This is a genomic window from Cupriavidus sp. GW823-FHT07A04, assembly GCF_058794615.1.
The window spans coordinates 15,452-35,776 of the sequence record NZ_JBXAHA010000002.1; the positions used below are offsets into that span (position 1 = coordinate 15,452).

A 20,325-nucleotide genomic window follows, 5' to 3' on the forward strand; every position below is an offset into this window, starting at 1 on the left:
TATAATTTAATACAGCATACATCATATTTATTATGACTTCTCAAGAGTCCCTCTTATTCCTCGGTGACAAGGCCGAAAACTCGCCAAAGCACCCCGATTCCTCCAGCCTGAAGCTCGCTCATGCCGATTTTCCCGCGCCGCTGCGCCCGTCCGAACTCGACCCGCTGGGCCGCCAGGCCGCCGAAGCGCTGTACCGCGAGGGCGAATCCGCCAACACGGTGGCCAGCTATCGTTCCGCCCTACGGTATTGGGCAGGTTGGTTCGCGCTGCGCTACGGCCAGCCGATCGCCCTTCCCCTGCAGCCGGCGGTCATCATCCAGTTTGTCGTAGACCACGCCACGCGGACCACGCCCCAGGGCCCGGTCAGCGAATTGCCGCCGGCCATCGACGCGGCACTGGTCGCCAGCGGACTCAAGGCGCGTACAGGCCCGCCGGCATTGGCCACGCTGATGCACCGGCTGGCCGTGATTGCCAAGGCGCATCGGCTGGAAAACCTGGATAACCCCTGTGCCGACCCGGCCGTGCGTGAGCTGGTGGCGCGCACGCGCCGGGCCTATGCCAAGCGCGGCGAGCGCCCGGCGCGCAAGGCGGCGCTGACGCGTGAGCCGTTATCCCGGCTGCTGGAGACCTGCGACGATTCGCTGATCGGCGTGCGCGACCGTGCGCTGCTGCTGTTCGCCTGGTCCAGCGGTGGCCGGCGGCGCTCCGAGGTGGCGGGCGCCACGCTGGCCAACCTGCGGCGCCTCGCGCCGGGCGAGTTCGTCTATCAACTGGGCTGGTCCAAGACCAACCAGGCCGGAGCCGACCTGCCGGACAACGCCAAGCCGGTGATCGGCGCGGCGGGCGCGGCGCTGGAGGCCTGGCTAAAGGCGGCAGCGATTGGCGATGGCGCGATCTTCCGGCGCGTGCGCCGTGGCGGGCATGTGGGCGAAGCGCTGTCCGACGCCGCCGTGCGCAAGATCGTCAGGCAGCGTTGCGAGGCGGCCGGGTTGGAGGGAGATTTCTCGGCGCACTCGCTGCGCTCGGGCTTTGTGACCGAGGCCGCTTCGCGCCAGGTGCCGATGGCCGAGGCCATGGCCATGACGGGGCACACCAGCGTGGCGACGCTGGTGCGGTACTTCCGGGCGGCGGATGCGCGGCGCTCGGTGGCGGCTGACCTGATCGGCGTGCTGGACGAGGATGCCGAGCGGTGACAGCTGATGCCGCCTTCCACGTGTAGTTCTCCTTGATGCAAGGAGAACGTCTCAAATCTGATTCTTTTGCCGAGAATGCAAGGGCGCCAGGATCATGGGAGAACGGTCGGCACCGCTGGACAAGCCGCCCTGGGACGGACAAGAATATGGGCCGGGTTGCGCACACGCCCACCAGATTCCAGATCGACAATCACGGCGGCCGCCACCGGCGGTGCCAACGGGAGACTGCCATGCGGCACTGGCTTGTCCTGCTTGCGCTTGTCTGCTGCATGGGCGCGGCCCACGCCGGCAAATGCGTAAGCGGCAACAAAACGCTCTACACCGACGCCCCGTGCCCGGCCGGCTGGCAGGGCGCGGCGCTGGGCGGCAATCTCTCTCGTATCAGCCCCGAACCGGCTACCGACGCGGCCAACCAGCAGTTCCTGAAAAAGCGCGAGGCGGAGGAGCGCGAATACCAGGCGCGGCTGGTGCGCGAGCAAAACGAGGCCGCCCGCACCGAGGTCAACCAGTGTTACTGGCTGGCCAACCAGATGCGGCTGCTGGAGTCCGACTACAGTGCGCGCCGCCGGGCTCGCCTGCCGGAGCAGGAGGACTACCGCCGGCGCTACCGCAACCTGCGCGATCAGCAGGCGCGGCTTCGCTGCTGAGGCCATGGACATCGCTCGAATGCCTGTTCGAATGCCTGTTCGATTGCCTCTTCGATTGCCTGTTTGAATTCCGCAAGCCACTACAATACGCGCCGGGTATGCCGATATACAGGCGGTGCGCGTGCAATCGCAGCCCGAGAGCGTGATGTCGCACACCATCCCCTGCCAGTCGCCGAACCCCTATGACGCCGCCTTCGATCCCCGCCAACGAACAGCTTCGGCTGGACACGCTGCGTGCCCTGAATATCCTCGATACCTCGGCGGAAGAGCGCTTCGACCGCCTGACCCGGCTGGCGCGGCGCCTGTTTGGCGTACCCATTGCGCTGGTCAGCCTGGTAGACGCCAACCGCCAGTGGTTCAAGTCCTGCATTGGCTTGTCTTCCACCGAGTCCCCTCGCGAGGTCTCGTTCTGCGGGCACGCGATCCTCGATGACGGCATCCTGCTGGTGCCCGACGCGCTGCTCGACGAACGCTTTCACGACAACCCGCTGGTCGTGGACGAGCCCGGCATCCGCTTTTATGCGGGCTGTCCGTTGTCGGTGGCCAACGGCAGCAAGCTGGGTACGCTGTGCCTGATCGACGTGCAGCCGCGCGAGTTCGGCGAGGAAGACCGCGCCTTGTTGCGCGATCTGGCTCGCATGGCCGAGCAGGAGTTGGCCGCGCTGCAACTGGCCACCATGGACGAGCTGACGCTGTTGTCCAATCGCCGCGGCTTCTCGGCGCTGGCGCAACACGCGCTCAATGTGTGCGAGCGGCTGGACAAGCCCGCCACGCTGCTGTTCTTCGACCTGGATGGTTTCAAAGGCATCAACGACCGCTTCGGCCATGCCGAGGGCGACCGCGCCCTGTCAGTCTTTGCCGCGCAGTTGCGCCAGTCGCTGCGTGACTCCGATGTGATCGGCCGCCTGGGCGGCGATGAGTTCGTGGCGCTGCTGACCAGCTCCGATGCCGCGCTGTGCGAGGCCACGCTGGCGCGCCTGAAGTCGGCCATGGATGCGATCAACGAGCAGGCGGCGCGAGGTTATGACATCGCGTTCAGCGTCGGCTCCGTCCAGTTCGATGCGGCGCGCCACGATGGCACCACCGCGCTGCTGGCCGAGGCCGATGCGGCCATGTATGCCAACAAGGCATCCCGCAAGGCAAGCCAGCGCTAACCCTAGGGGTTGCTGCCAAGCCACGCGCCCACCGCCGGGCGCGCCCTCCTGCCTATACTGACAAGCAGCCCCACTGAGCCAACAAGAAAAGGAGAACGGCTATGTCACACGAGCAATTCCTGGCCAAGCAGGAGGATCGCCGCAGCGGCCTGCGCGCCCTGCGGGCCGCGCTCCTGAAGGTGCACAAGGAAGTGATCGCGCTGAATCGCGTGGAGTACGAACGCCTGCATGGCCCGATCCCGGCCGGGCTGTTCGTGCAGGTTGTGACCGAGGAGACCTATTTCCGCTGGCTGGACCCGCTCTCGCGGCTGATCATCGAGATCGACGAAGAGCTGGACGCGCCCGAGCATCACGATGAAACCTGCAAGGCGGTGGCCGCGGCCACCGAGAAACTGTTTGGACCCGACAGCGCCCCGGCGTTTCGTGACCGCTACCAGCAAGCGCTGCAGGACGAGTCAGGCGTGATCGTGGCGCACGGGCAACTGATGAAAGTCGTCGCGCAGCTGCGGCAACTGGTCTAGCGGGGCGGCCCGGTGCAGGGGCTACTTCGCCGGCCGGGTGACGCGTCCGTGGTCCACCGAAATCGGGTCGCTTGCGGGAAAGGTTTCCCTCAGGGCTTCGTCGAGCTCTTCTTCCGCGTGGTCGGCCTTGCTGGCAGGCGATGGCTTGGTTTTGGATGGTGCGGGCGCCTTGTGAGGCGTCGGCGCTGCAGGTTTGCTCGCATTGGTCATGGTCATGTCCCTGGACGGGTGAGTGTGACTTGATCTTAGAAGGCTTATGGGCGGGATGCCAATCTTGCGCCGATCGCGGGCGCGCAGGCAGTGCCGGGCTCCGGCGCGTCGGCCAGCGCGCACAGGCAGCCGGCGAAGCCGTCCCGCACCCGGGCGTGCCGCCCAGCACAAGGTCGGCAGCGCGCGCGGCTGTCATGGCCGGAGACCGCCACGCGGCCACGTCGGAAGTCTTGGCCGCAACCTGCTTGACCAACTGGGCCCCCAATGTTTTCGAATTTGTCGCGAAGCTCGATTTCCTTGGTGACCGACACGCCATCCTTGGTAATCAACGGGGCCCCGAACGATCGCTCGAGGACCACATTACGCCCCTTGGGACCGAGCGTGACCTTGATCGCGTTGGCCAGCAGGTTGACACCCGCCACGATGTGGCGGCGACGGACTCCTGAAACTGGATCTCCTTGGCTGCCATGATGAGACTCCTCGCGAGACTCTGGCCTTATGTTCCTTCCTCTATCCGACGACGCACAGAATGTCCTCGTCATGCATGACCAGCACGTGCTCGCCTGCAAGCTTGACGGTGCTGTCCGTATACTTGCCAAATAGCACGCGCTCGCCGATCTTCACGCTCGGCGCGCTGACACGGCCATCGCCCAGGCGCTTGCCGGGGCCGATGGCCAGGACTTTGCCCTGGTCCGGCATTTCAGCGGCAGTTTCGGGGATGACAATGCCGCCGGCCGTCTTGTGTTCTGCCTCCAGACGTCTGACGATGACGCGATCGTGTAGTGGACGGATGTTCATCGCCTTGCTCCTCATCCAATCACTGTAATCATGAGCTTGACGGGCCGGCCAGTCCTGACACTGTTCGTGCTTGAGAGTCTTAACGCCGATGCCTGGATTCGCGCCACGAGCATCACTGGCCCAGAAGCCGAATTCTGGCGCTTCACTGAATGGGTGGCACGGCACCGAGCTTTTCGGCCAGCATCCGCTCATACACGCCAAAATGCGTATCCACCTCTGTTTGACTGACGACAACAACGTCAATCGTGACCTGTTCGAGCGCCAGGCCGAACATCGTGGCAAGGGCCACTTCCAGGTGGGGCGCCGCCTCTCTGTCCTTTTCGAACGTCGTGCCGATGCTGATCACGTAAGCATCGCCTTGTGCCGTGACTTCCACCAACCGGGCCCGCGCGCTGAGGTTGTTATCGATCGCGATGGTGACCAACTCCGCCACGCGCCGCGTCCGCTCGGTAGGGAAGCCGCGCGTGCACTTGAGCCGCACCCGATGCCTGCCTAGCGTCACCCACTCAGAATCGAATTTCATCGAAGTCTCCTTCTCGGGAAGCGTTTTCCGCGAAAATAGAGGCCAGTCCCGCGATTTCAAGACCTCAGCTTCGCACGTGGATTCGCTGCAGGGTTGCAAGCCGCACCGCACGTTCCGAGCGCCGCGTATGCCAGAAAGGAACCGCGGAGGTGCTACCTTGCATGGCCAGCAGGAACATCCCGGCGGAGCGCAGCAGGCTCACGCGAGTCCATGCCCTTGAGGCAGCTCGCATCTCCCGCTCACTTCACCTCGATCTTCCTCACCGCAGACTGCGGCGCACCGGTCTTGGGCAGACGCAGCGTCAATACACCGCGGTCGAAGTTCGCCTCGACGTGATCAAGGTCGACGCCATCTGGCAGCGGAATACTGCGCATGAAGGCGCCATATGCCCGCTCCAGCCGGTAGCAGCCGTTTTCCTCGCTCCGAGTGTCCTGCTTCTTCTCACCCCGCAACACCAGGGCGCCATCTTCGATGGTGGTCTGCAGGTCCTCGCGATCCATGCCGGGCAGCTCCGCCGTAATCCTCAGCGCCGTGCCATCATCGACCACATCGATTCGTGGCTGGAAGCGCGACGAACTGAAGTCACCGAACCATCGATCCAGTCCCCCGAAGCCCGCGAAGGGTTCATGCAGAAGCTCGCCCATCGCACGCCATGGGTCGCTTGAAAACAGCCGCGAAACGTCAGGCCAGTCCGGTGTCCGGTGCCTTGGCGCGGGAACATTTGATGACTCGCCCGTCGGCTGCCCGTCCTCTGTCGATTTGCGTAGGAACTTGAAGGGGTTCCATTTACCCAGATCGGTTTTCATCTTGTCCTCACCGAATGTCCAGCCAATTTCCGCGGGCACTGCGGTGGCGCCCTTGCGGACGCCACCGCTACCCGGCGGGCGACGGCAACTCACGCGACGTTGACGGCAATGCGGCGTGGGCGCGCTTCGTCGCGACGCGGGATCGTCAGCTTGAGCACGCCGTCCTGCAGGTTCGCCTCGATCTTCGACGCGTCAAGGTCCGCACTCAACGAGAAAGCGCGTGCGAAGTGCGGCTGGCGAATTTCCGCATGTTGCACCCGCAGTCCTTGGGGGGTGGGCACGACCGCTTCCGCCTCGATATGGAGGTTGCCGTCGTGAACATTCACCTCGAGCTTGTCCCTGGTCACACCTGGAAGGTCGGCCCAGAGGGTGACGCCGTTGCTGTCCTCGACGATGTCGACCGCGGGAAGCAGCGTCATCGTCGGCGTCGACCTGTCTTCCTGACCTTTTGTCACCGCATTCTGGTTGCGTTCAACCATTTGGGTAGTTTCGTTCATGGCATTCTCCTCGCGTTATTGGACCGTGATCGCCCGGGGCTTCGAGGCTTCGCGCTTACCGACACTGATAGACAGGCAGCCGTTGGCATAGCGCGCCTGAACTTTGTCCGGGTCGGCGCTCTGCGGCAATTCGACGACGCGCCGGAACGTGCCTGTGAATCGCTCTTGCGCGTACAGCCGGACCTCCGGATCATCCTCCGCTTGCGCCGTCTCGCGCTCGCCGCTGATGGTCAGCAAGCCCTTGTCGATCGACACCTCGAACTTGTCTGGCTTGAGCCCCGGTGCGAACGCGACGATCTCGATGGAATCGTCCGTGGCGCCGATATTGACGGGGGGAAATGCCCCGAAGCGGCCGGAGCGGATGCTGGATGGGAAGCCGCCGAACAAGCTCGCCATCTGCCTTTGCATGCGGTCGAGTTCGCTGAAGACGTCAGTTCCAAAGAAAAGATCGCTCATGGTTGTATCCTCCTTCGACGCAGCAAGGAGGCGAAGGGGCAACGCGCTCCCATCCACCTGCCAAGCCGCTGGCAAACAAACAGAAACACGCAGCGCGCAATGGTCGCGACTGCCTGAGCAAAAATAAAATAGTAATTGGCCACCCAAATTTCAAGGGGAGCAAGCCTGCGCCGTTCGTGAGATTCGTGCTGCCCCGGTCGCGTTTGGTCACACTCGCTTGCATTGCATCCGCGGCTGGTGCTCCCGGTTGCACGCCGCTCAAACAGGCGGGACAGGCTCATCGCCTAATCGATAGGCCGTGGGTATTCAAAGTCAATCGCCCCATGTAGTCCGAACACCACTCGCCGGAGCATGCCCTCGACGGCAGCGCCGGCTTGCCTCTCGTTGAGCAGAATCGGGCTGGTCATAGGATGCTGGCCGACGAACGTGGGTGCACCGTCGTACATGCCAATCATGACGAGCCTGACGTGCGGGAGGCGGCTGGCCTCAGGCTGCGCGATAGCGGTTGCGCAGGTCGCGGATCAGGTCGTGGTTGCGTAGCACGCCCTGGTACTGGCGTTCCACCAGCGCACGGACTTCGACGCTCAGCTCGGTTTCCTGCAGCGCGTCGGCGTACTTCTTCTTGGCCACGTCCTCGCCCTTCTCGGTTTCTTCCAGAATGGCGAGATCGTTGCGGTCGGCCACCGCCGTGCGCAGACTGACCCAGCCGCGATGCAGCGCGCCGGCCACGCTGCCGTGTTCCTCGGGCTTGCCGCCGAGCGCCGCCACCTGTGCCTGCAATTCCCTCACGCCGGCGGCGATGTCCGTGGCGCGGCTGGCGAAGAGTGACTTGAGCTCAGGATTCTGGGCATCCTCCGCTGCCTTGAGAAAGCCTTGCTCGCCGTCACGCGAAACTTCGATCAGGTCGTTCAGTATGGAGATATTCTTGTCAGCCATGTGAGCTCCTTGCAGCGTGTTGAAAGACAGTGTTCAAGGGTCCAGGGTTTCAGAACCTCAAAGAGAGTGGCGCCGTGAAGACGACAGCCGATGAAGCGGGCCTTGGCGTCGGCGCTGCGATGCGCCCTGCCTTGCCACCCCTCCACATTACGAAAGGGCGGCCCCGCCGGCTGTAGGGAGAAGGCGCGACGGTTTGTCGGTGCCGGCCTACAGCAGCCCCGCGGACATGGGGGCAAGCCGCAGACAGTTGCCGGCACAATTGACATCCCCATGAAAATTCCACGTGCCCTTCCCGGCATTGCCCGGCATTGCCTGGCAAGGACCAGCCTGAGCGCGCCTGTGCATGCCGATGCGCCCTTGGCACGCTATCTGCCTTGGATCAGTCTTTGCTGCTGTTTCCGGCCGACACTCCTCGGTGGGTTCCGTGATGTTCGATGCCGTCCATGTGCCGCAAGGCGATGTCGATGCGCTGCAGGCCGACCCCGCTGCCGTGCTCTTCATCTGCGAGGCCTACAAGCATGACAAGCCGATCGGCGCGGGTGGCACCGGCGCGATGCTGGTTGCCGCCGCCGCGCGCGCAGCCGGGATCGACGGCGGCTTTGCCGGCCCTGGCGTGGTGCTCGCCAAGAAGGATGGGGCCTCCGAGCACGATGCACTGCTGGAAGCCGTGGGCGAGCATCGCTGGTGGGCGCGCACGGACGCTGCGCGGGTCATGGCCTGAGCGGCCGGCGCCAGGCTCGCGCTTACTTGAACATCATGCTGACCATCACCAGGGCCAGCAGCCCGAGATAGACGCGCGCATGCACGCGGTCGGGGATGCGCCCGGCCAGCGGGGCGGCAAGGCGGATGCCGGCCAGGGCGCCGATCGATAGCAAGCCGAATGCGGCGAGGTCGATGTACCCCAGATAACCACTGCCCAGCGCCACCGGCTGGTACCACGCCATGGCCACATAGGCCAGGGTGCCCGGCACGGCAACCGGCAAGCTCAAGGGGTTCGCCATCGCCGTGGCTTGCGCCATGCTCAGGCCGCGGCGGCGCAGCAGGGGCACGGTCATGACGCTGCCCCCCACGCCGAGGAACGTGGCGACTGCGCCGATCGCCAGGCCGCCCGCCACCGTCTGCGCCTGCCCGAGCCGCTGCGGTGAGTCCTGCCCGGCGCGCGCGAGAAATCCGCGCCGTGCCAGGCAATCCAGCAGCGTGACGCCAAGGTAGGCCACAAAGGCAAGGCGAACCACGTCGCTGCTCGCCAGCGTGGCGGCGCCGGCGCCCATGATGGCGCCCAACCCGATGAATCCCCCCAGCGGCCACACATAGGACCACAGGATGTTGCCTGCCAGGCGATGCTTGCGCGTGGCGAGCGAGGCGCTCAGGATCATCACCGCCGTTGAGGTCGCGACGGCAATATGCATGGCGGACTGGCCTGGCCCATGCGCATCGGCGGCGCTCAATGCGCGGTAAAGCAAAGGCACCACCACAAACCCGCCGCCGAAGCCGAACAAAACAGTGGTCAAGCCAGTCAGGCAGCCGAACAGGACAAAAAGGAGATAGAGCATCGCAAAGGCGGAGTGGGTTCCAGGTGCGCCCACGATACGTGCGGTTGGCATGGCCAACTTTCGAAGATTGGACAATAATATTTGTGTTTCGGCCATTCCACCCTTCCGCCGCCATTTCCTTCCATGCGCAACGTCCGCATCGACGACTACGACCACGTGCCCAGGCCCGTGGTTGCGATCGGCACCGACTACCCCGAGGGCTACCTGCTGCCGCGCCATGCCCATCGCCGCGCGCAGCTGCTCTATGGCGCGACGGGTGTGATGCATGTGGCGACGCACGATGGCAACTGGATCGTTCCGCCGCAGCGCGCGGTGTGGATTCCGCCGGGGATGGCGCATGAGGTGACGATGCTGGGCGTCAGCACGCGCAGCCTGTATATCGAGCCCGGCGCCGTGCCGGGGCCGGGCGATACGTGCCAGGTGGTGGGGATATCGGCCTTGATGCGGCAGTTGCTGATTGGCGCGGTGGAGATGCCGGCGCACTACGATCCCGACGGCCGGGACGGCGCGCTGGTCGCCCTGCTGCTGCATGAGATCGCGGGCATGACGGCGCTGCCCTTGCATATTCCGCTGCCGCGCGATGCGCGGCTCGCGCCGCTATGCCACGCCTTTCTCCGGCAGCCCGACACCCATGATTCGCCGCAACGCTGGGCCCTGGTGCTGCACATGAGCAGCCGGACCTTCAGCCGGTTTTTCCGCGAGCAGACCGGCATGGCGTTTTCGGCATGGCGCCAGCGCGCCTGCGTGGTCCTGGCCTTGTCCCGGCTGGCCGCCGGCGACGCCGTCACGCGCATTGCCCTGGATTTCGGCTACGACAGCCCGGCGGCCTTCTCGACCATGTTCCGCCGCGTGCTGGGCCACGCCCCCACAGAATATTTGCGCCAAGGCATGGCCAGCCCGCGCGCCGCCGGCGCGCCGCTGGCCGCCGCATTGCCGCCTGCCGGCTTGCCCGCCGAAGCCTTGGCCCACATCTAGGCGTGGCGTCGCCGCGCCATTTGTCTGCTACGGAACAAGGCGAATTCCCGGACACGCGTCAGAATAGCTTGTCGGCGCAACATCAGACATGCAGCAGGCTGCATTCCGCCCCGGAACCTATATTGCAAACAAAGGACGCGGGATGCACCTGTGTTGCCTCGACCTTTATCGGCCGTTTCGGCCATTTTCTTTAGTCGGAGTACTTCAAGGGGGTTGTAATGAGCAATATGGATTCGGGTTGCCTGCAAGCTAGCCGTACGTCGCATCAGGCCGCCGCCACGGTGGCTGCCTGGCCGGATTTTGTCACCACGCGGGTGGCGGGCCACGAGGTGGAACGCGTACAGAAGCGCTGGGGCGGCAGCCATCTGCTGCACGGCCGGCAACCGGGGCCCGACGCCGTGCATTTCTCCAGCAACGACTATCTTTGCCTGCTCGGCGAAGACAAGCTGGTGCGCGCGCAGACGGCCGCCATGCGCGGGCCGGAGAGCGAGCTGCTGATGTCGGCGGTGTTCCAGTACGGCGACAACCCCACCAGCCGGCTGGAGCGCAAGCTGGCGCAGTTCAGCGGCGCCGAGGACAGCATCCTCTGCCAGTCGGGCTGGGTGGCCAATGTGGGCCTGCTGCAGAGCATCGCCAACGAGCGCACGCCGGTCTACCTGGACATGCTGGCCCATATGTCGCTGTGGGAAGGCGCCCACGCGGCGCGCGCCCGTGCCGTGCCGTTCATGCACAACGATGCGGAGCACGCCGAGCGCCAGATCCGTAAGGAGGGCCCCGGCATCATCGTGGTGGATTCCGTCTACAGCACCAATGGCAGCCTGTGCCCGCTGACCGATTTCGTGGAGGTTGCGGAGCGTACCGGCAGTGTGATTGTAGTTGATGAGTCACATTCTCTTGGTACGCATGGCCCCGGCGGCGCGGGCCTGGTGGCGCAGCTCGGACTGTCGAAGCGGGTCCACTTCCAGACAGCCAGCCTGGCCAAGGCATTTGGCGGCCGCGCGGGGCTGGTGACGTGCCCGTCGTCGTTCAAGGGGTATTTCGCTGCGGAATCGCGCCCGGCTATTTTCAGTTCGGGGCTGCTCAGCCATGAACTGGCCTGGTTCGACGCCGCAGCGGATTTCATCGTCGGGGCGAACGATCGCCGCAGGCAGTTGCACGCGGTGTCGGCTCAGGTACGCGAAGCGCTGTCCGGGCTGGGCTACAACGTCTCGGCAGGATCCGAGCAGATCATCGCGCTGGAGTCTGGCACCGAGGAGCAGACGCTGGTGCTGCGCAATGCCTTGCAGTCACGCGGGATCTTTGGCGCCGTGTTCTGCGCGCCGGCCACCGCGCGGGACCGCGCGCTGATGCGGCTGACCATGCATGCCCACCTCACCGCCGTGGAAATCGAGCGCCTGATCCAGGTCTGCGCGGAAATCCGCGATGAGGTGAACCTGGCCGGCTGGCGCTCCACGCAGCGCAAGCCGCGCACGCTGGTGGCGCGCCCGCCGATGGCCATGCAGGCCACGCTGCAAGCCAGCCTCGAAGCGCTGCACGGCGCGGCCTGATGCAGGCTCAGCTTGCCGCGCCGTCGCCCTCCGGGCGCGGCTTGGCAAGCGGGAACTCGAGGACGAACTCCGTGTACTCGTGTTCGACCGAGCTGCAATGGATGCGCCCGTCCCAGGCCTCGAGCGTCTCACGGCAAAAGGCCAGGCCGATGCCGGTGCCCTCATTGCGCGGGTAGGTGTGGAAACGCTTGAAGATGGACGGCAGCTCGCGCTCCGGCACGCCGGTGCCGGTATCCCGGAAGATCAGCCGGTTGCGCCGGGTGCCGCGCTCCAGCCGCAGCCGGATATCGCCGTGCCCTGCCCGCGCCAGCGCGTGCAGCGCGTTCTTGATCAGGTTGAACAACACCATGACCATCAGCTTCTGGTCCGCGTGAATCAGGAAATTCTCTTCCAGATCCACGCGCACCAGCTCCCGCTGGCTGGCTTCAAAGGGGTAGCGGGAGATCGCTTCCTCCACGGCCTGGCCGAGAAGGAAAACCTCGCTGGGCCCGTGCAGGGACTTGGCGCGCGCATTGACCAGCAGCACGTCGATGCCGTGGTTCATGCGGTCGACCTCCAGCTGGATCCGCGGCAACGCGTCCTTGAGCAGGCCAAAATGGGCCCGCGGCAGGTGCAGTGAGTTTTCCGGCGTCTCGTTTTCCTCATAGAAACGGATCAGCCCCGGCAGGTACCGGCCCATGCCGAGCGCCGTGGAGCCGATGCTGCGGATCGGCGTACGCAGCTCATGGGCCACCGTGCCCAGCGCAATCGCCATGCCGTCCAGCTTTTCCTGGATCAGGATGCGCTGGTCAATCTTCAGCACAGCGATGGTACAGATGGTGAAACCGATGATCGGCAGCTCCACCGGCCAGTTCACCGCCAGCATCGCGGCGGGTGGCGGCGTCACGTAGTTGTAGACCAGCCACGCCAGGGCGGTGCCCACCACCAGGGAGGTGGCGCCACCCAGCCAGCCGCTGAAGTTGAAGAGGATGATGACGGCGATCACGAGCGACTGGGACCACACCAGGTTGCCGTGATTCATCAAATACATGTAGACGAAGAAAAACGACAGGCTGTACGTCAGGGTCGCCAAAAAATGTGCAGGAAGCCATTTTTTGTCACGCAGGTCGCGCGAGACGATCAGCGGCAGGCACATGACCATGGCCACCAGCCGCAGGGCCAGGCTCTCGTAAGGCTGGGGAAACCAGAATTTCCAGATCAGGTAGAACGCCGGGTAGCCCGTAAAGGCGAGCCACCCCAGAAGGCGGATGCGCTTGACCTGGGCGGGCTGGCGGATATCGAGATGGACTTCCCTGGCAAGCACCCGGCGCAGGCGCATCGCGCTTTCACCGCAACTGCGTTGAATCTGGGCAAGCATGTTGAGAACCGGCTGAGGGCTGATGGTGGCAACGATGCGAAAGTGTAGCCGGATACACCGGTTCTTTTCTCGGTTTTGTGCGCTTTTCGTAGCTTGGGCCGGAATCCGCCGTTGGCTTGCCGCCCGGCGTCAATCCAGCAGGTGCCCCATGCGCTCGCGCTTGGTCTCCAGGTATTTTTCGTTCTCGGCGTTGGACGGCACGATATGACGCATCTGCTCGACCACCTTGATGCCTGCGGCTTCCAGCGCCTGCTTCTTCTTGGGATTGTTGCTCATCAGCCGGATCGACTTGACGCCCCATTGATGCAGCAGGTCGGCGGCAAAGGCGTAGTTGCGGCTATCGATTTCCTGGCCCAGCGCCAGGTTGGCGTCGACCGTGTCGAGCCCGCCGTCCTGCAGCGCATAGGCGCGGATCTTGTGGCCCAGGCCAATCCCGCGCCCTTCCTGGCCGCGCAGGTACAACAGGATGCCGCGGCCTTCCTCGGCGATCTTCTTCATGGCCAGGTCGAGCTGCTCGCCGCAGTCGCAACGGCACGAGCCAAAAACGTCGCCGGTCAGGCATTCGGAATGCAGGCGGGTCAGCACTGCCTCGCCAGTGATGTCGCCAACGCTCAGCGCAAGGTGTTCGATGCCCGAAACGGCACCCTTGAAGGCGTGGGCGGTAAATTCGCCAAATCGGGTCGGCAAGCGGGCCGAGCCGATCAGCTGGATCTCTGTGTCGTTCATGTCAGTCGGAGTGTTGCGCCGGCCTTGGCGGCGCGGCATCGGGGCGCTTGATAGCGTCTAGTCCGCTACGGTAGCACGAGCGGGGCCGGATCGCTGGCGGGCAAGTGGCCGGGCGCCCGCCGGCGGCTCGTATTTGGCCTGAAAGTCGCGCTCAGACCGGCCGCCTTGGCGCCTCAGCCAAGCTCGATCGGCTGGCCGTGGGGCGTGCGCCGGGCCGCCGCGTCCCACGCGTCACGCCGGTCCAGCAGCGCGCTGGCGTCGACCAGGCCCTTGGCCGCGGCGAGCCGCTCCAGCGCGGTCAGCCAGAAGCGGTAGTAATGCTCGCCGTTGTCGGGATCCCCCCCGGCCTGGGCTTCGCGGATGACCTGCGACAGGGTGGCCGCCCATTCCGTCCAGGTAAAGGCGCCGCGCTCATGCAGGGCGAGCGCCAGCGCAAAGGCCTGTGCTTCCCACGGCTCACGGAACACCGGTCCGGTGCTGTCGCAAGGCAGTGCCGGCAGTGCTGCCCGCATGGCCAGCAGGCTTGCGGGCGAGGGCGAAGTTGGCGCCGGATCAGCCATGGGCCACCTCCGCCGGGTCAAGGTAGGACTCCCAGCAATCCGCACAGACCGAGGCCGCGGTGGTGTCGGAGCCCCACAACTCGGTGGCGGCAAAGCGCACGGTGTAGAGCCACTGCGGCTGGTCGCCGGCCCCGGCGGCGCTGGCGTCCGGGAATACATGGGCGCCATGCACAGCCGCAATCTCGCCCTGCCGTCCACGGCAATAGCGTGGCAGCCGGGTGTGGCCGGCAGGATGCATCTGGCGGGTGCGTACCCGGTCGCCCACCTGGAAACGGGCTTCTCCCGGCGCGGGCCGGGCGCTGGGTGTGCCGCGCGCCAGGGCCGGGGCAACCTGATCCGCGCTCAGGATGCGCGCGAGGGGCAGCGGCGGCGCGGTGGATGCGCCGCTGGCGATCTCTTCCGCGTTGGCCATGCCGGTCTTGACCAGCATGGCCTTGAGGCCTTCGAACCAGATCTGGTAGTAGCTGCTGCCAAGGTACTGCGCCGGCGGCAGGCTTTCACGAGCCGCGCGCATGGTGTCGATATTCCACTTGCCGAGCGCACCCATGGCGAGCGTAAGCGCGAGCATGCGGCGCTCCCAGCCGGCGTGGAATACCGGCTCATCGGGTTCCGGGCGAACCGGGCCGAAACCCTGCATGCCGCCGAGGTCTTGGCCACCGTTCATTGCGGCTCCCCTGCCGTTGCCGGCGTGGTCACGTCCGGCAGCAGCCCCGTGCCGATCATCGCGTCACGGGTCACCAGCTCCGCCAGCGCTTGCTCGCTCCAGCTCTCGGTGCCGGCCGGGCGCATGGGTAGCACCAGGTAGCGCAGCTCGGCGGTGGAGTCCCACACCTGGATCTGCACCGCCTGCGGCAGCGTAAAGCCAAAATCGCGCAGCACGCCGCGTGGATCGATCACCGCCCGGGCACGGTACGGCGCGGACTTGTACCAGACCGGCGGCAGTCCCAGCACCGGCCAGGGATAGCAGGAGCACAGGGTGCAGACCACCATGTTGTGGGTGGCGGGCGTGTTCTCCAGCACGATCATGTGCTCGCCCTGGCGGCCGGTAAAGCCGAGCGAGGCGATGGCCGCGGTGGCGTCCGCCAGCAGCCACGCCTTGTAGGCGGGATCGGCCCAGGCCTTGGCGACCACGCGCGCCCCGTTGCGCGGGCCGATGTGTTGCTCGTAGGCTTCGATCAGGACATCCAGCGCGGCCGGGTCGACATAGCCCTTCTCCACCAGCAGCGATTCCAGCGCGCGCACGCGCAGGTCCATCTCGGAGAGCGTGCTGCCGCCGTGGCCGTGGCCGTGATCGTGGTCATGGCCATGCGGGGGACTGGCTGGCGAATCGGGAGAGTCTTGGCGCATCGATGTCTGGGGAGATCGTTTCGGGATCGTTCTGGCACGGACACTGCTGAGCGCTCAGTATGGCCGCGCGCGCGGCGCCTGGCAATCCGGGCCGCCCGGCGCCTTCCTGTGGCAGGGTCCTGCACGTGGGCACGGCTTTTGCGCCATTTCCTCCATCCGGGCCACCAGGCGGCACGAGCCAGGCCCGCCGGCTCCTGGGCATCGCCCGCAAACCGTTGCCGGCCAAGGGGAAACGCAGCCTTCGGCATATCAAGGGGGAGAATCGTGGCGCAAACGCTACATGCAGAAAATACCGATCAGGGCCCTGACGCCCTAGTCGTTCTTACAAGCGTTCTTACAAACGAACCCGAGGCGCTATTGAATGACTGGGTAGCGCAGCAGCTTGCCCTGCCGGGCGGGCAGCGCCTGGCGCAAGCGGAGCTGCGCGACCAGTCCCAGCGCTTCCTGCACGGCCTGCGCGAAGCGCTGCGCGCCGGCGCCACTGCGGACCTGAGCAAGCCGGAATGGGAGCGCGTACGCGGCGTGCTGGCGGATATCTCGCGCCGCCGCGCCCGCGAAGGCTTCTCTCCGGCTGATACGGCCATGTTCGTGTTCTCGCTCAAGCAGCTGGCTTTCGTGCGCTTGCGCAAGCTGCTGGTCCAGGACCCGGTCCGGCTGGCGGACGAAACCTGGGCGACCAGCGCCCTGCTGGATCAGCTCGGCCTTTACACCACGACGCTATACCAGGCCAGCCGCGAAGAGGTCATCGCGCGGCAGCAAAGCGAACTGATGGAACTGTCGACGCCCGTGGTGCAGCTCTGGGACGACATCCTGGCGCTGCCGCTGATCGGCACGCTGGATAGCGCGCGGACCCAGACCGTGATGGAGAATCTGCTGCAGAAGATCGTCGATACCGGCGCCTCGATCGCCATCATCGACATCACCGGCGTGCCCACCGTGGACACGCTGGTCGCGCAGCACTTGCTGAAGACCGTGGCGGCGGCCCGGTTGATGGGCGCGGATTGCATCATCAGCGGCATTCGCCCGCAGATTGCGCAGACCATTGTCCACCTCGGCGTGGACCTGGCCGATGTCACCACCAAGGCCACCCTGGCGGATGCGTTCCGCGTCGCGCTCAAGCGTACCGGGGGCGCCGTTACCAGTGCCGCCCGGCGCTAGCCGCGCGCAACGGACGAACGGATATGGAGCGCATTCCAATTCTTCGCATGGGCAGCCTGCTGCTGGTGACGATCCAGGTCGACATGCACGACCGGCTGGCACTGACGCTGCAGGAGGACCTTTCCGAGCGCATTGTCAAGGACCGCGCCAAGGGCGTGCTGATCGACATCTCAGCACTGGACCTGGTGGATTCGTTCATCGGCCGCATGATTGGCAATACCGCCGCCATTGCGCGCGTGCTTGACGCCCAGACCGTGGTCGTCGGCATGCAGCCCGCCGTGGCGATCACCCTGGTGGAACTCGGGGTCCCGCTGGATGGGGTGCGCACCGCGCTGAACGTGGAGCGCGGCATGGCCCTGCTGCAGGCCGGCGCATGAACCCGCACGACGGCGTTTTCGCGGCCCAGAGGCCCTCGCTTCAGCAGGCTATGCCCGAGAGCCATGCGGCGGCGCAGAACATGCCGTTGCGCACGGGCGAGGACGTGGTGCGGCTGCGCAAGCTGGTGCGCGAAGCGGCGGTGGCACAGGGCATGTCCCTGGTCGACCAGACCAAGCTGGTCACCGCGGCGAGCGAGCTGGCGCGCAACATGGTGCTCTACGGCGGCGGCGGCACCGCGCAGGTCCTGCCGGTGACGGCGGGCGCGCGGCGCGGCGTGCAGTTGCGGTTCATCGATCAGGGGCCCGGTATTGCCGATGTGCAGGCGGCCCTGCAGGACGGTTTCACCACCGGCGGCGGCTTGGGCATTGGCCTAGGTGGCGCACGGCGGCTATCCGACGCTTTCGAGATCGATAGCGCGCCGGGCCGGGGAACGACGGTGACCATCGCCCGCTACGGCGTGTTCTGAATGCGGGAGAACATCATGCAGATTAGAGCCTCGATCCAGGAAGCCAGCCATGTCGCGCAGGCGCGCCGCACGGTCACCGAGCTGGCCATCCGCTGTGGCTTTAGCGAGGTGGCCACGGGCCGCCTGGCCATCGCCGTCTCCGAGGCAGCAACCAACATCCTGAAGCACGGCGGGGATGGCGAACTGCTGATCCGTGCCTTGCAGGAAGAAGTTGCCGGGCCGGCCGCGCCGCAGGTGGAGGTGATCGCCATCGACCGCGGCCCTGGCATGGCCGACCTCAGCGCCAGCCTGCGCGACGGCTTTTCCACGACCGGCACCGCCGGCAACGGGCTGGGAGCAATAAGCCGGCTCGCCACCGCCTTCGATATCTACAGCGCGCCCGGCAAAGGCACGGTCCTGCGCATGGCGCTCTCCCCCTCCGACCGGCCAGCGCCACCAGCCCTGCCGGCGATCTCGGTGGGATCAGTGTGCGTGCCCATTGCCGGCGAGACCGAGTGCGGCGATGGCTGGCACGTGAGTTCGGCGCACGAGCTATCCAGCCTCACGGTGGCCGATGGGCTCGGCCACGGCCCCGATGCCGCGCGCGCCGCCGAGGCCGCCAAGCGGGTTGCCGCCGCCCATGCCTTCGTGGCCCCCGCGGTGCTGATCGGGCACGCCCATGCGGCACTGCGGGCCACGCGCGGCGCGGCCATGGCGGTAGCCCGCATCGAGACGGCGCCGGGGCGGATCCGCTTTGCAGGCATCGGCAACATCGCCGCTTGCGTGGTCACGCCCGGGACGCTGGGCAGCACGGGGACACGGCGCCAGTTGATTTCGCACAACGGCATCGTCGGCTACGCCATACGCAAGGTGACTGAAGTGGAGGCACCGTGGCCGCCCGACACGCTGTTGATCCTGCACAGCGATGGCCTGGGCACGCACTGGGACCTGGACGACTATCCGGGTCTGAACGCGCGGCACCCGGCCATCATCGCGGCGGTGCTGTACCGGGATTTCGCGCGCGGGCGCGATGACGTCACCGTGATCGTGTGCCGCCGCAACAGCGAATGCCACGCGTGGACGGGCCCGTTGAGCGCCCCGGGCTCGGCTGCCGCTGCTGGCCAGGGAGCCTTGCCATGAAGCTCCCGCTGTTCCAGATCACCCTGCGCGCGGACACCGACGTGGTGGTGGCGCGCCAGGCCGCCCGCAACGCCGCGGCCGAGCTTGGCTTCTCCGCGATCGAGCAAACGGCCATCGCCACCACGGTGTCGGAACTTGCGCGCCTGCTGCTGGCGATGGACGAGCCCCGCACGCTGCGCGCGGAACTGGATCGCGGCGATTGCCGCAACGAGGCGGCGCGCGAACTCGCCATCGTCGTCGACGCGGCGCCCTCCGCCATTTCAACGCTGGCACGCATGCTGCGGGGCGAGGCCCTGGCGGGCGACCCGCCGGGCCAGGCGCTGCTGCATGCCGTGGCGCTGGCCGACACCTGGTCGCTTGACCCCGAGGCAAGCCAGCAACCCCGTCTCGCCATTCGCCGGCATCTGCCGCCAGCCGCGGCGGAGCCTGCGCCAGCCGCGCTGGCCGCCATCTCCGGGCGCTGCCTGGAGCGCTCGCCTGATCTGCTTGCGAGCGAGCTGCGCGAGCAGAACCGCGAGCTGGCTGGCACGCTGCACGAACTGGCCGCCCGCCAGCGCGAGCTCGAGCTGCTGGCCAACGAGCTGGCGGACACCAACCGTGGTGTGGTGGCCCTGTACGCGGAGCTGGATGATCGGGCCGACCGCCTGCGCGTGGCGGACGAAACCAAGAGCCGCTTCCTCTCCAACGTGAGCCACGAACTGCGCACGCCGCTCAGCTCGATCCGCGCCTTGTCCACGTTGCTGCTCGACCAGACCGATGGCCCGCTCAATGCCGAGCAGGTGCATCAGGTGACGATGGTGCGCCATTCCGCCGAGGCGCTGAGCCAGCTGGTCGACGACCTGCTCGACCTGGCGAAGATCGCCTCGGGCAAGACCGAAGTGCACGTCACCGAATTCACGCTGGACAGTACCTTCAGCGCGCTGCGCGGCATGATGCGCCCGCTGCAGCACAGCACCGAGGTGGAACTGGTGATCGGCGCCGTCGACCACGTCCCGTCACTGCGTACCGACGAGGGCAAGGTGGCGCAGATCCTGCGCAACTTTGTCTCCAACGCGCTCAAGTACACCGAGCGCGGCGAGGTGCGTGTGAGCGCCCTCTACCTCCCGGCCACCGACCAGCTGGTGCTCACGGTTGCGGACACCGGCATCGGCATTGCTCCCGAACACCTGCCGGTGATCTTCGAGGAGTTCGCGCAGATCGCGAACCCGCTGCAGCACCGGGCCAAGGGAACGGGCCTGGGCCTCCCGCTGTGCCGCCAGCTTGCCGAATTGCTGAACGGCGACATCCACGTCCAAAGCGAGGCTGGCAAGGGATCCACCTTCACGCTGACGATCCCCGCTCACTGCCCCGCATGCACACGCCACACAGCACCTTTCGATACGCCACTTCGCTGAGTTC

General features: G+C 66.2%; 25 protein-coding genes and 1 pseudogene. 12 read left to right on the forward strand and 14 right to left on the reverse strand.

What is annotated here, in order from left to right; translation table 11 throughout:
• The first annotated feature begins 32 nt into the window (after nt 1–32).
• The 4 genes from AC1Q7Q_RS03310 to AC1Q7Q_RS03325 all read left to right on the forward strand — a co-directional run bounded on the left by AC1Q7Q_RS03310 (nt 33) and on the right by AC1Q7Q_RS03325 (nt 3,515).
• Nucleotides 33–1,193, forward strand: coding sequence for a site-specific integrase (locus tag AC1Q7Q_RS03310; protein WP_492375256.1), 1,161 nt, complete (start codon nt 33–35; stop codon nt 1,191–1,193).
• 230 nt (nt 1,194–1,423) lie between these two features.
• Nucleotides 1,424–1,840 carry a hypothetical protein gene (locus tag AC1Q7Q_RS03315; protein ID WP_492375257.1) on the forward strand — a complete coding sequence of 139 codons (417 nt, stop codon included), beginning with the start codon at nt 1,424–1,426 and terminating at the stop codon, nt 1,838–1,840.
• A 182-nt stretch (nt 1,841–2,022) separates the two neighbouring features.
• Complete coding sequence (locus tag AC1Q7Q_RS03320; protein ID WP_492375258.1) at nt 2,023–2,994, forward strand: GGDEF domain-containing protein; 972 nt, start codon at nt 2,023–2,025, stop codon at nt 2,992–2,994.
• Nucleotides 2,995–3,095: 101 nt separating this feature from the next.
• Nucleotides 3,096–3,515 (forward strand): hypothetical protein, encoded by a 420-nt coding sequence (locus tag AC1Q7Q_RS03325; RefSeq protein WP_492375259.1) that lies wholly within the window; start codon nt 3,096–3,098, stop codon nt 3,513–3,515.
• Nucleotides 3,516–3,536: 21 nt separating this feature from the next.
• On the opposite strand, the gene AC1Q7Q_RS03330 is transcribed toward AC1Q7Q_RS03325, so the two are convergent.
• From AC1Q7Q_RS03330 to AC1Q7Q_RS03365, 8 genes and pseudogenes are all read right to left on the reverse strand, one after another.
• A complete protein-coding gene (locus AC1Q7Q_RS03330; RefSeq protein ID WP_492375260.1) occupies nt 3,537–3,725 on the reverse strand; it encodes a hypothetical protein in 189 nt (62 codons plus the stop codon).
• Nucleotides 3,726–3,939: 214 nt separating this feature from the next.
• Nucleotides 3,940–4,194, reverse strand: a pseudogene (locus AC1Q7Q_RS03335) (TCP-1/cpn60 chaperonin family protein); the annotation flags it as partial.
• Nucleotides 4,195–4,235: 41 nt separating this feature from the next.
• Nucleotides 4,236–4,523: a co-chaperone GroES gene (locus AC1Q7Q_RS03340; protein ID WP_492375261.1), complete on the reverse strand. Its 288-nt coding sequence runs from the start codon at nt 4,521–4,523 to the stop codon at nt 4,236–4,238.
• Nucleotides 4,524–4,665: 142 nt separating this feature from the next.
• A complete protein-coding gene (locus AC1Q7Q_RS03345; RefSeq protein WP_253931045.1) occupies nt 4,666–5,046 on the reverse strand; it encodes a hypothetical protein in 381 nt (126 codons plus the stop codon).
• A 239-nt stretch (nt 5,047–5,285) separates the two neighbouring features.
• A complete protein-coding gene (locus tag AC1Q7Q_RS03350) occupies nt 5,286–5,852 on the reverse strand; it encodes an Hsp20/alpha crystallin family protein (protein WP_492375262.1) in 567 nt (188 codons plus the stop codon).
• An 89-nt stretch (nt 5,853–5,941) separates the two neighbouring features.
• On the reverse strand, nt 5,942–6,349 hold the full coding sequence (locus tag AC1Q7Q_RS03355) for an Hsp20/alpha crystallin family protein (protein WP_492375263.1): 408 nt from the start codon (nt 6,347–6,349) through the stop codon (nt 5,942–5,944).
• Nucleotides 6,350–6,364: 15 nt separating this feature from the next.
• Nucleotides 6,365–6,805: an Hsp20/alpha crystallin family protein gene (locus AC1Q7Q_RS03360; RefSeq protein WP_492375264.1), complete on the reverse strand. Its 441-nt coding sequence runs from the start codon at nt 6,803–6,805 to the stop codon at nt 6,365–6,367.
• A 486-nt stretch (nt 6,806–7,291) separates the two neighbouring features.
• The gene (locus tag AC1Q7Q_RS03365) at nt 7,292–7,741 is read right to left on the reverse strand and encodes a PA2169 family four-helix-bundle protein (protein WP_492375265.1); all 450 of its coding nucleotides are present in this window, start codon (nt 7,739–7,741) and stop codon (nt 7,292–7,294) included.
• A gap of 349 nt (nt 7,742–8,090) precedes the next feature.
• On the opposite strand from AC1Q7Q_RS03365, the gene AC1Q7Q_RS03370 reads away from it, so the two are divergent.
• Nucleotides 8,091–8,462, forward strand: coding sequence for a hypothetical protein (locus AC1Q7Q_RS03370; RefSeq protein ID WP_492375280.1), 372 nt, complete (start codon nt 8,091–8,093; stop codon nt 8,460–8,462).
• Nucleotides 8,463–8,484: 22 nt separating this feature from the next.
• On the opposite strand, the gene AC1Q7Q_RS03375 is transcribed toward AC1Q7Q_RS03370, so the two are convergent.
• Nucleotides 8,485–9,294: a sulfite exporter TauE/SafE family protein gene (locus AC1Q7Q_RS03375; RefSeq protein WP_492375281.1), complete on the reverse strand. Its 810-nt coding sequence runs from the start codon at nt 9,292–9,294 to the stop codon at nt 8,485–8,487.
• A gap of 123 nt (nt 9,295–9,417) precedes the next feature.
• On the opposite strand from AC1Q7Q_RS03375, the gene AC1Q7Q_RS03380 reads away from it, so the two are divergent.
• Together AC1Q7Q_RS03380 and cqsA are read left to right on the forward strand one after the other, a co-directional pair.
• Nucleotides 9,418–10,269 (forward strand): AraC family transcriptional regulator, encoded by an 852-nt coding sequence (locus AC1Q7Q_RS03380; RefSeq protein WP_492375266.1) that lies wholly within the window; start codon nt 9,418–9,420, stop codon nt 10,267–10,269.
• A gap of 218 nt (nt 10,270–10,487) precedes the next feature.
• Nucleotides 10,488–11,816 (forward strand): alpha-hydroxyketone-type quorum-sensing autoinducer synthase, encoded by a 1,329-nt coding sequence (gene cqsA / locus AC1Q7Q_RS03385; protein ID WP_492375267.1) that lies wholly within the window; start codon nt 10,488–10,490, stop codon nt 11,814–11,816.
• Nucleotides 11,817–11,823: 7 nt separating this feature from the next.
• Here cqsA and AC1Q7Q_RS03390 read toward each other — a convergent pair whose 3' ends face one another.
• The 5 genes from AC1Q7Q_RS03390 to nthA all read right to left on the reverse strand — a co-directional run bounded on the left by AC1Q7Q_RS03390 (nt 11,824) and on the right by nthA (nt 15,806).
• Nucleotides 11,824–13,173, reverse strand: coding sequence for a sensor histidine kinase (locus tag AC1Q7Q_RS03390; protein WP_492375268.1), 1,350 nt, complete (start codon nt 13,171–13,173; stop codon nt 11,824–11,826).
• 129 nt (nt 13,174–13,302) lie between these two features.
• The gene (gene ribA / locus AC1Q7Q_RS03395) at nt 13,303–13,899 is read right to left on the reverse strand and encodes a GTP cyclohydrolase II (protein ID WP_043355124.1); all 597 of its coding nucleotides are present in this window, start codon (nt 13,897–13,899) and stop codon (nt 13,303–13,305) included.
• A 173-nt stretch (nt 13,900–14,072) separates the two neighbouring features.
• Complete coding sequence (locus tag AC1Q7Q_RS03400; protein ID WP_492375269.1) at nt 14,073–14,459, reverse strand: nitrile hydratase accessory protein; 387 nt, start codon at nt 14,457–14,459, stop codon at nt 14,073–14,075.
• Nucleotides 14,452–15,123 (reverse strand): nitrile hydratase subunit beta, encoded by a 672-nt coding sequence (gene nthB, locus AC1Q7Q_RS03405; RefSeq protein WP_492375270.1) that lies wholly within the window; start codon nt 15,121–15,123, stop codon nt 14,452–14,454. The genes AC1Q7Q_RS03400 and nthB overlap by 8 nt, the downstream gene beginning before the upstream one ends.
• A complete protein-coding gene (nthA, locus tag AC1Q7Q_RS03410) occupies nt 15,120–15,806 on the reverse strand; it encodes a nitrile hydratase subunit alpha (protein ID WP_492375271.1) in 687 nt (228 codons plus the stop codon). Before nthA ends, nthB begins: the two co-directional genes overlap by 4 nt.
• A 357-nt stretch (nt 15,807–16,163) precedes the next feature.
• Here nthA and AC1Q7Q_RS03415 point away from each other — a divergent pair, with 357 nt between their 5' ends.
• Genes AC1Q7Q_RS03415 through AC1Q7Q_RS03435 form a run of 5 tightly spaced genes read left to right on the forward strand, consistent with a single transcriptional unit; the run spans nt 16,164 to nt 20,321 of the window.
• Nucleotides 16,164–16,964 carry an STAS domain-containing protein gene (locus AC1Q7Q_RS03415; protein WP_492375272.1) on the forward strand — a complete coding sequence of 267 codons (801 nt, stop codon included), beginning with the start codon at nt 16,164–16,166 and terminating at the stop codon, nt 16,962–16,964.
• A gap of 23 nt (nt 16,965–16,987) precedes the next feature.
• Complete coding sequence (locus AC1Q7Q_RS03420) at nt 16,988–17,341, forward strand: STAS domain-containing protein (RefSeq protein ID WP_492375273.1); 354 nt, start codon at nt 16,988–16,990, stop codon at nt 17,339–17,341.
• Nucleotides 17,342–17,391: 50 nt separating this feature from the next.
• On the forward strand, nt 17,392–17,808 hold the full coding sequence (locus AC1Q7Q_RS03425; RefSeq protein ID WP_492375274.1) for an ATP-binding protein: 417 nt from the start codon (nt 17,392–17,394) through the stop codon (nt 17,806–17,808).
• Nucleotides 17,809–17,823: 15 nt separating this feature from the next.
• A complete protein-coding gene (locus AC1Q7Q_RS03430) occupies nt 17,824–18,927 on the forward strand; it encodes an ATP-binding protein (protein WP_492375275.1) in 1,104 nt (367 codons plus the stop codon).
• Entirely contained in the window at nt 18,924–20,321 is a 1,398-nt protein-coding gene (locus AC1Q7Q_RS03435) for a sensor histidine kinase (protein ID WP_492375276.1), read from the forward strand. Before AC1Q7Q_RS03430 ends, AC1Q7Q_RS03435 begins: the two co-directional genes overlap by 4 nt.
• Nucleotides 20,322–20,325 lie beyond the last annotated feature (4 nt).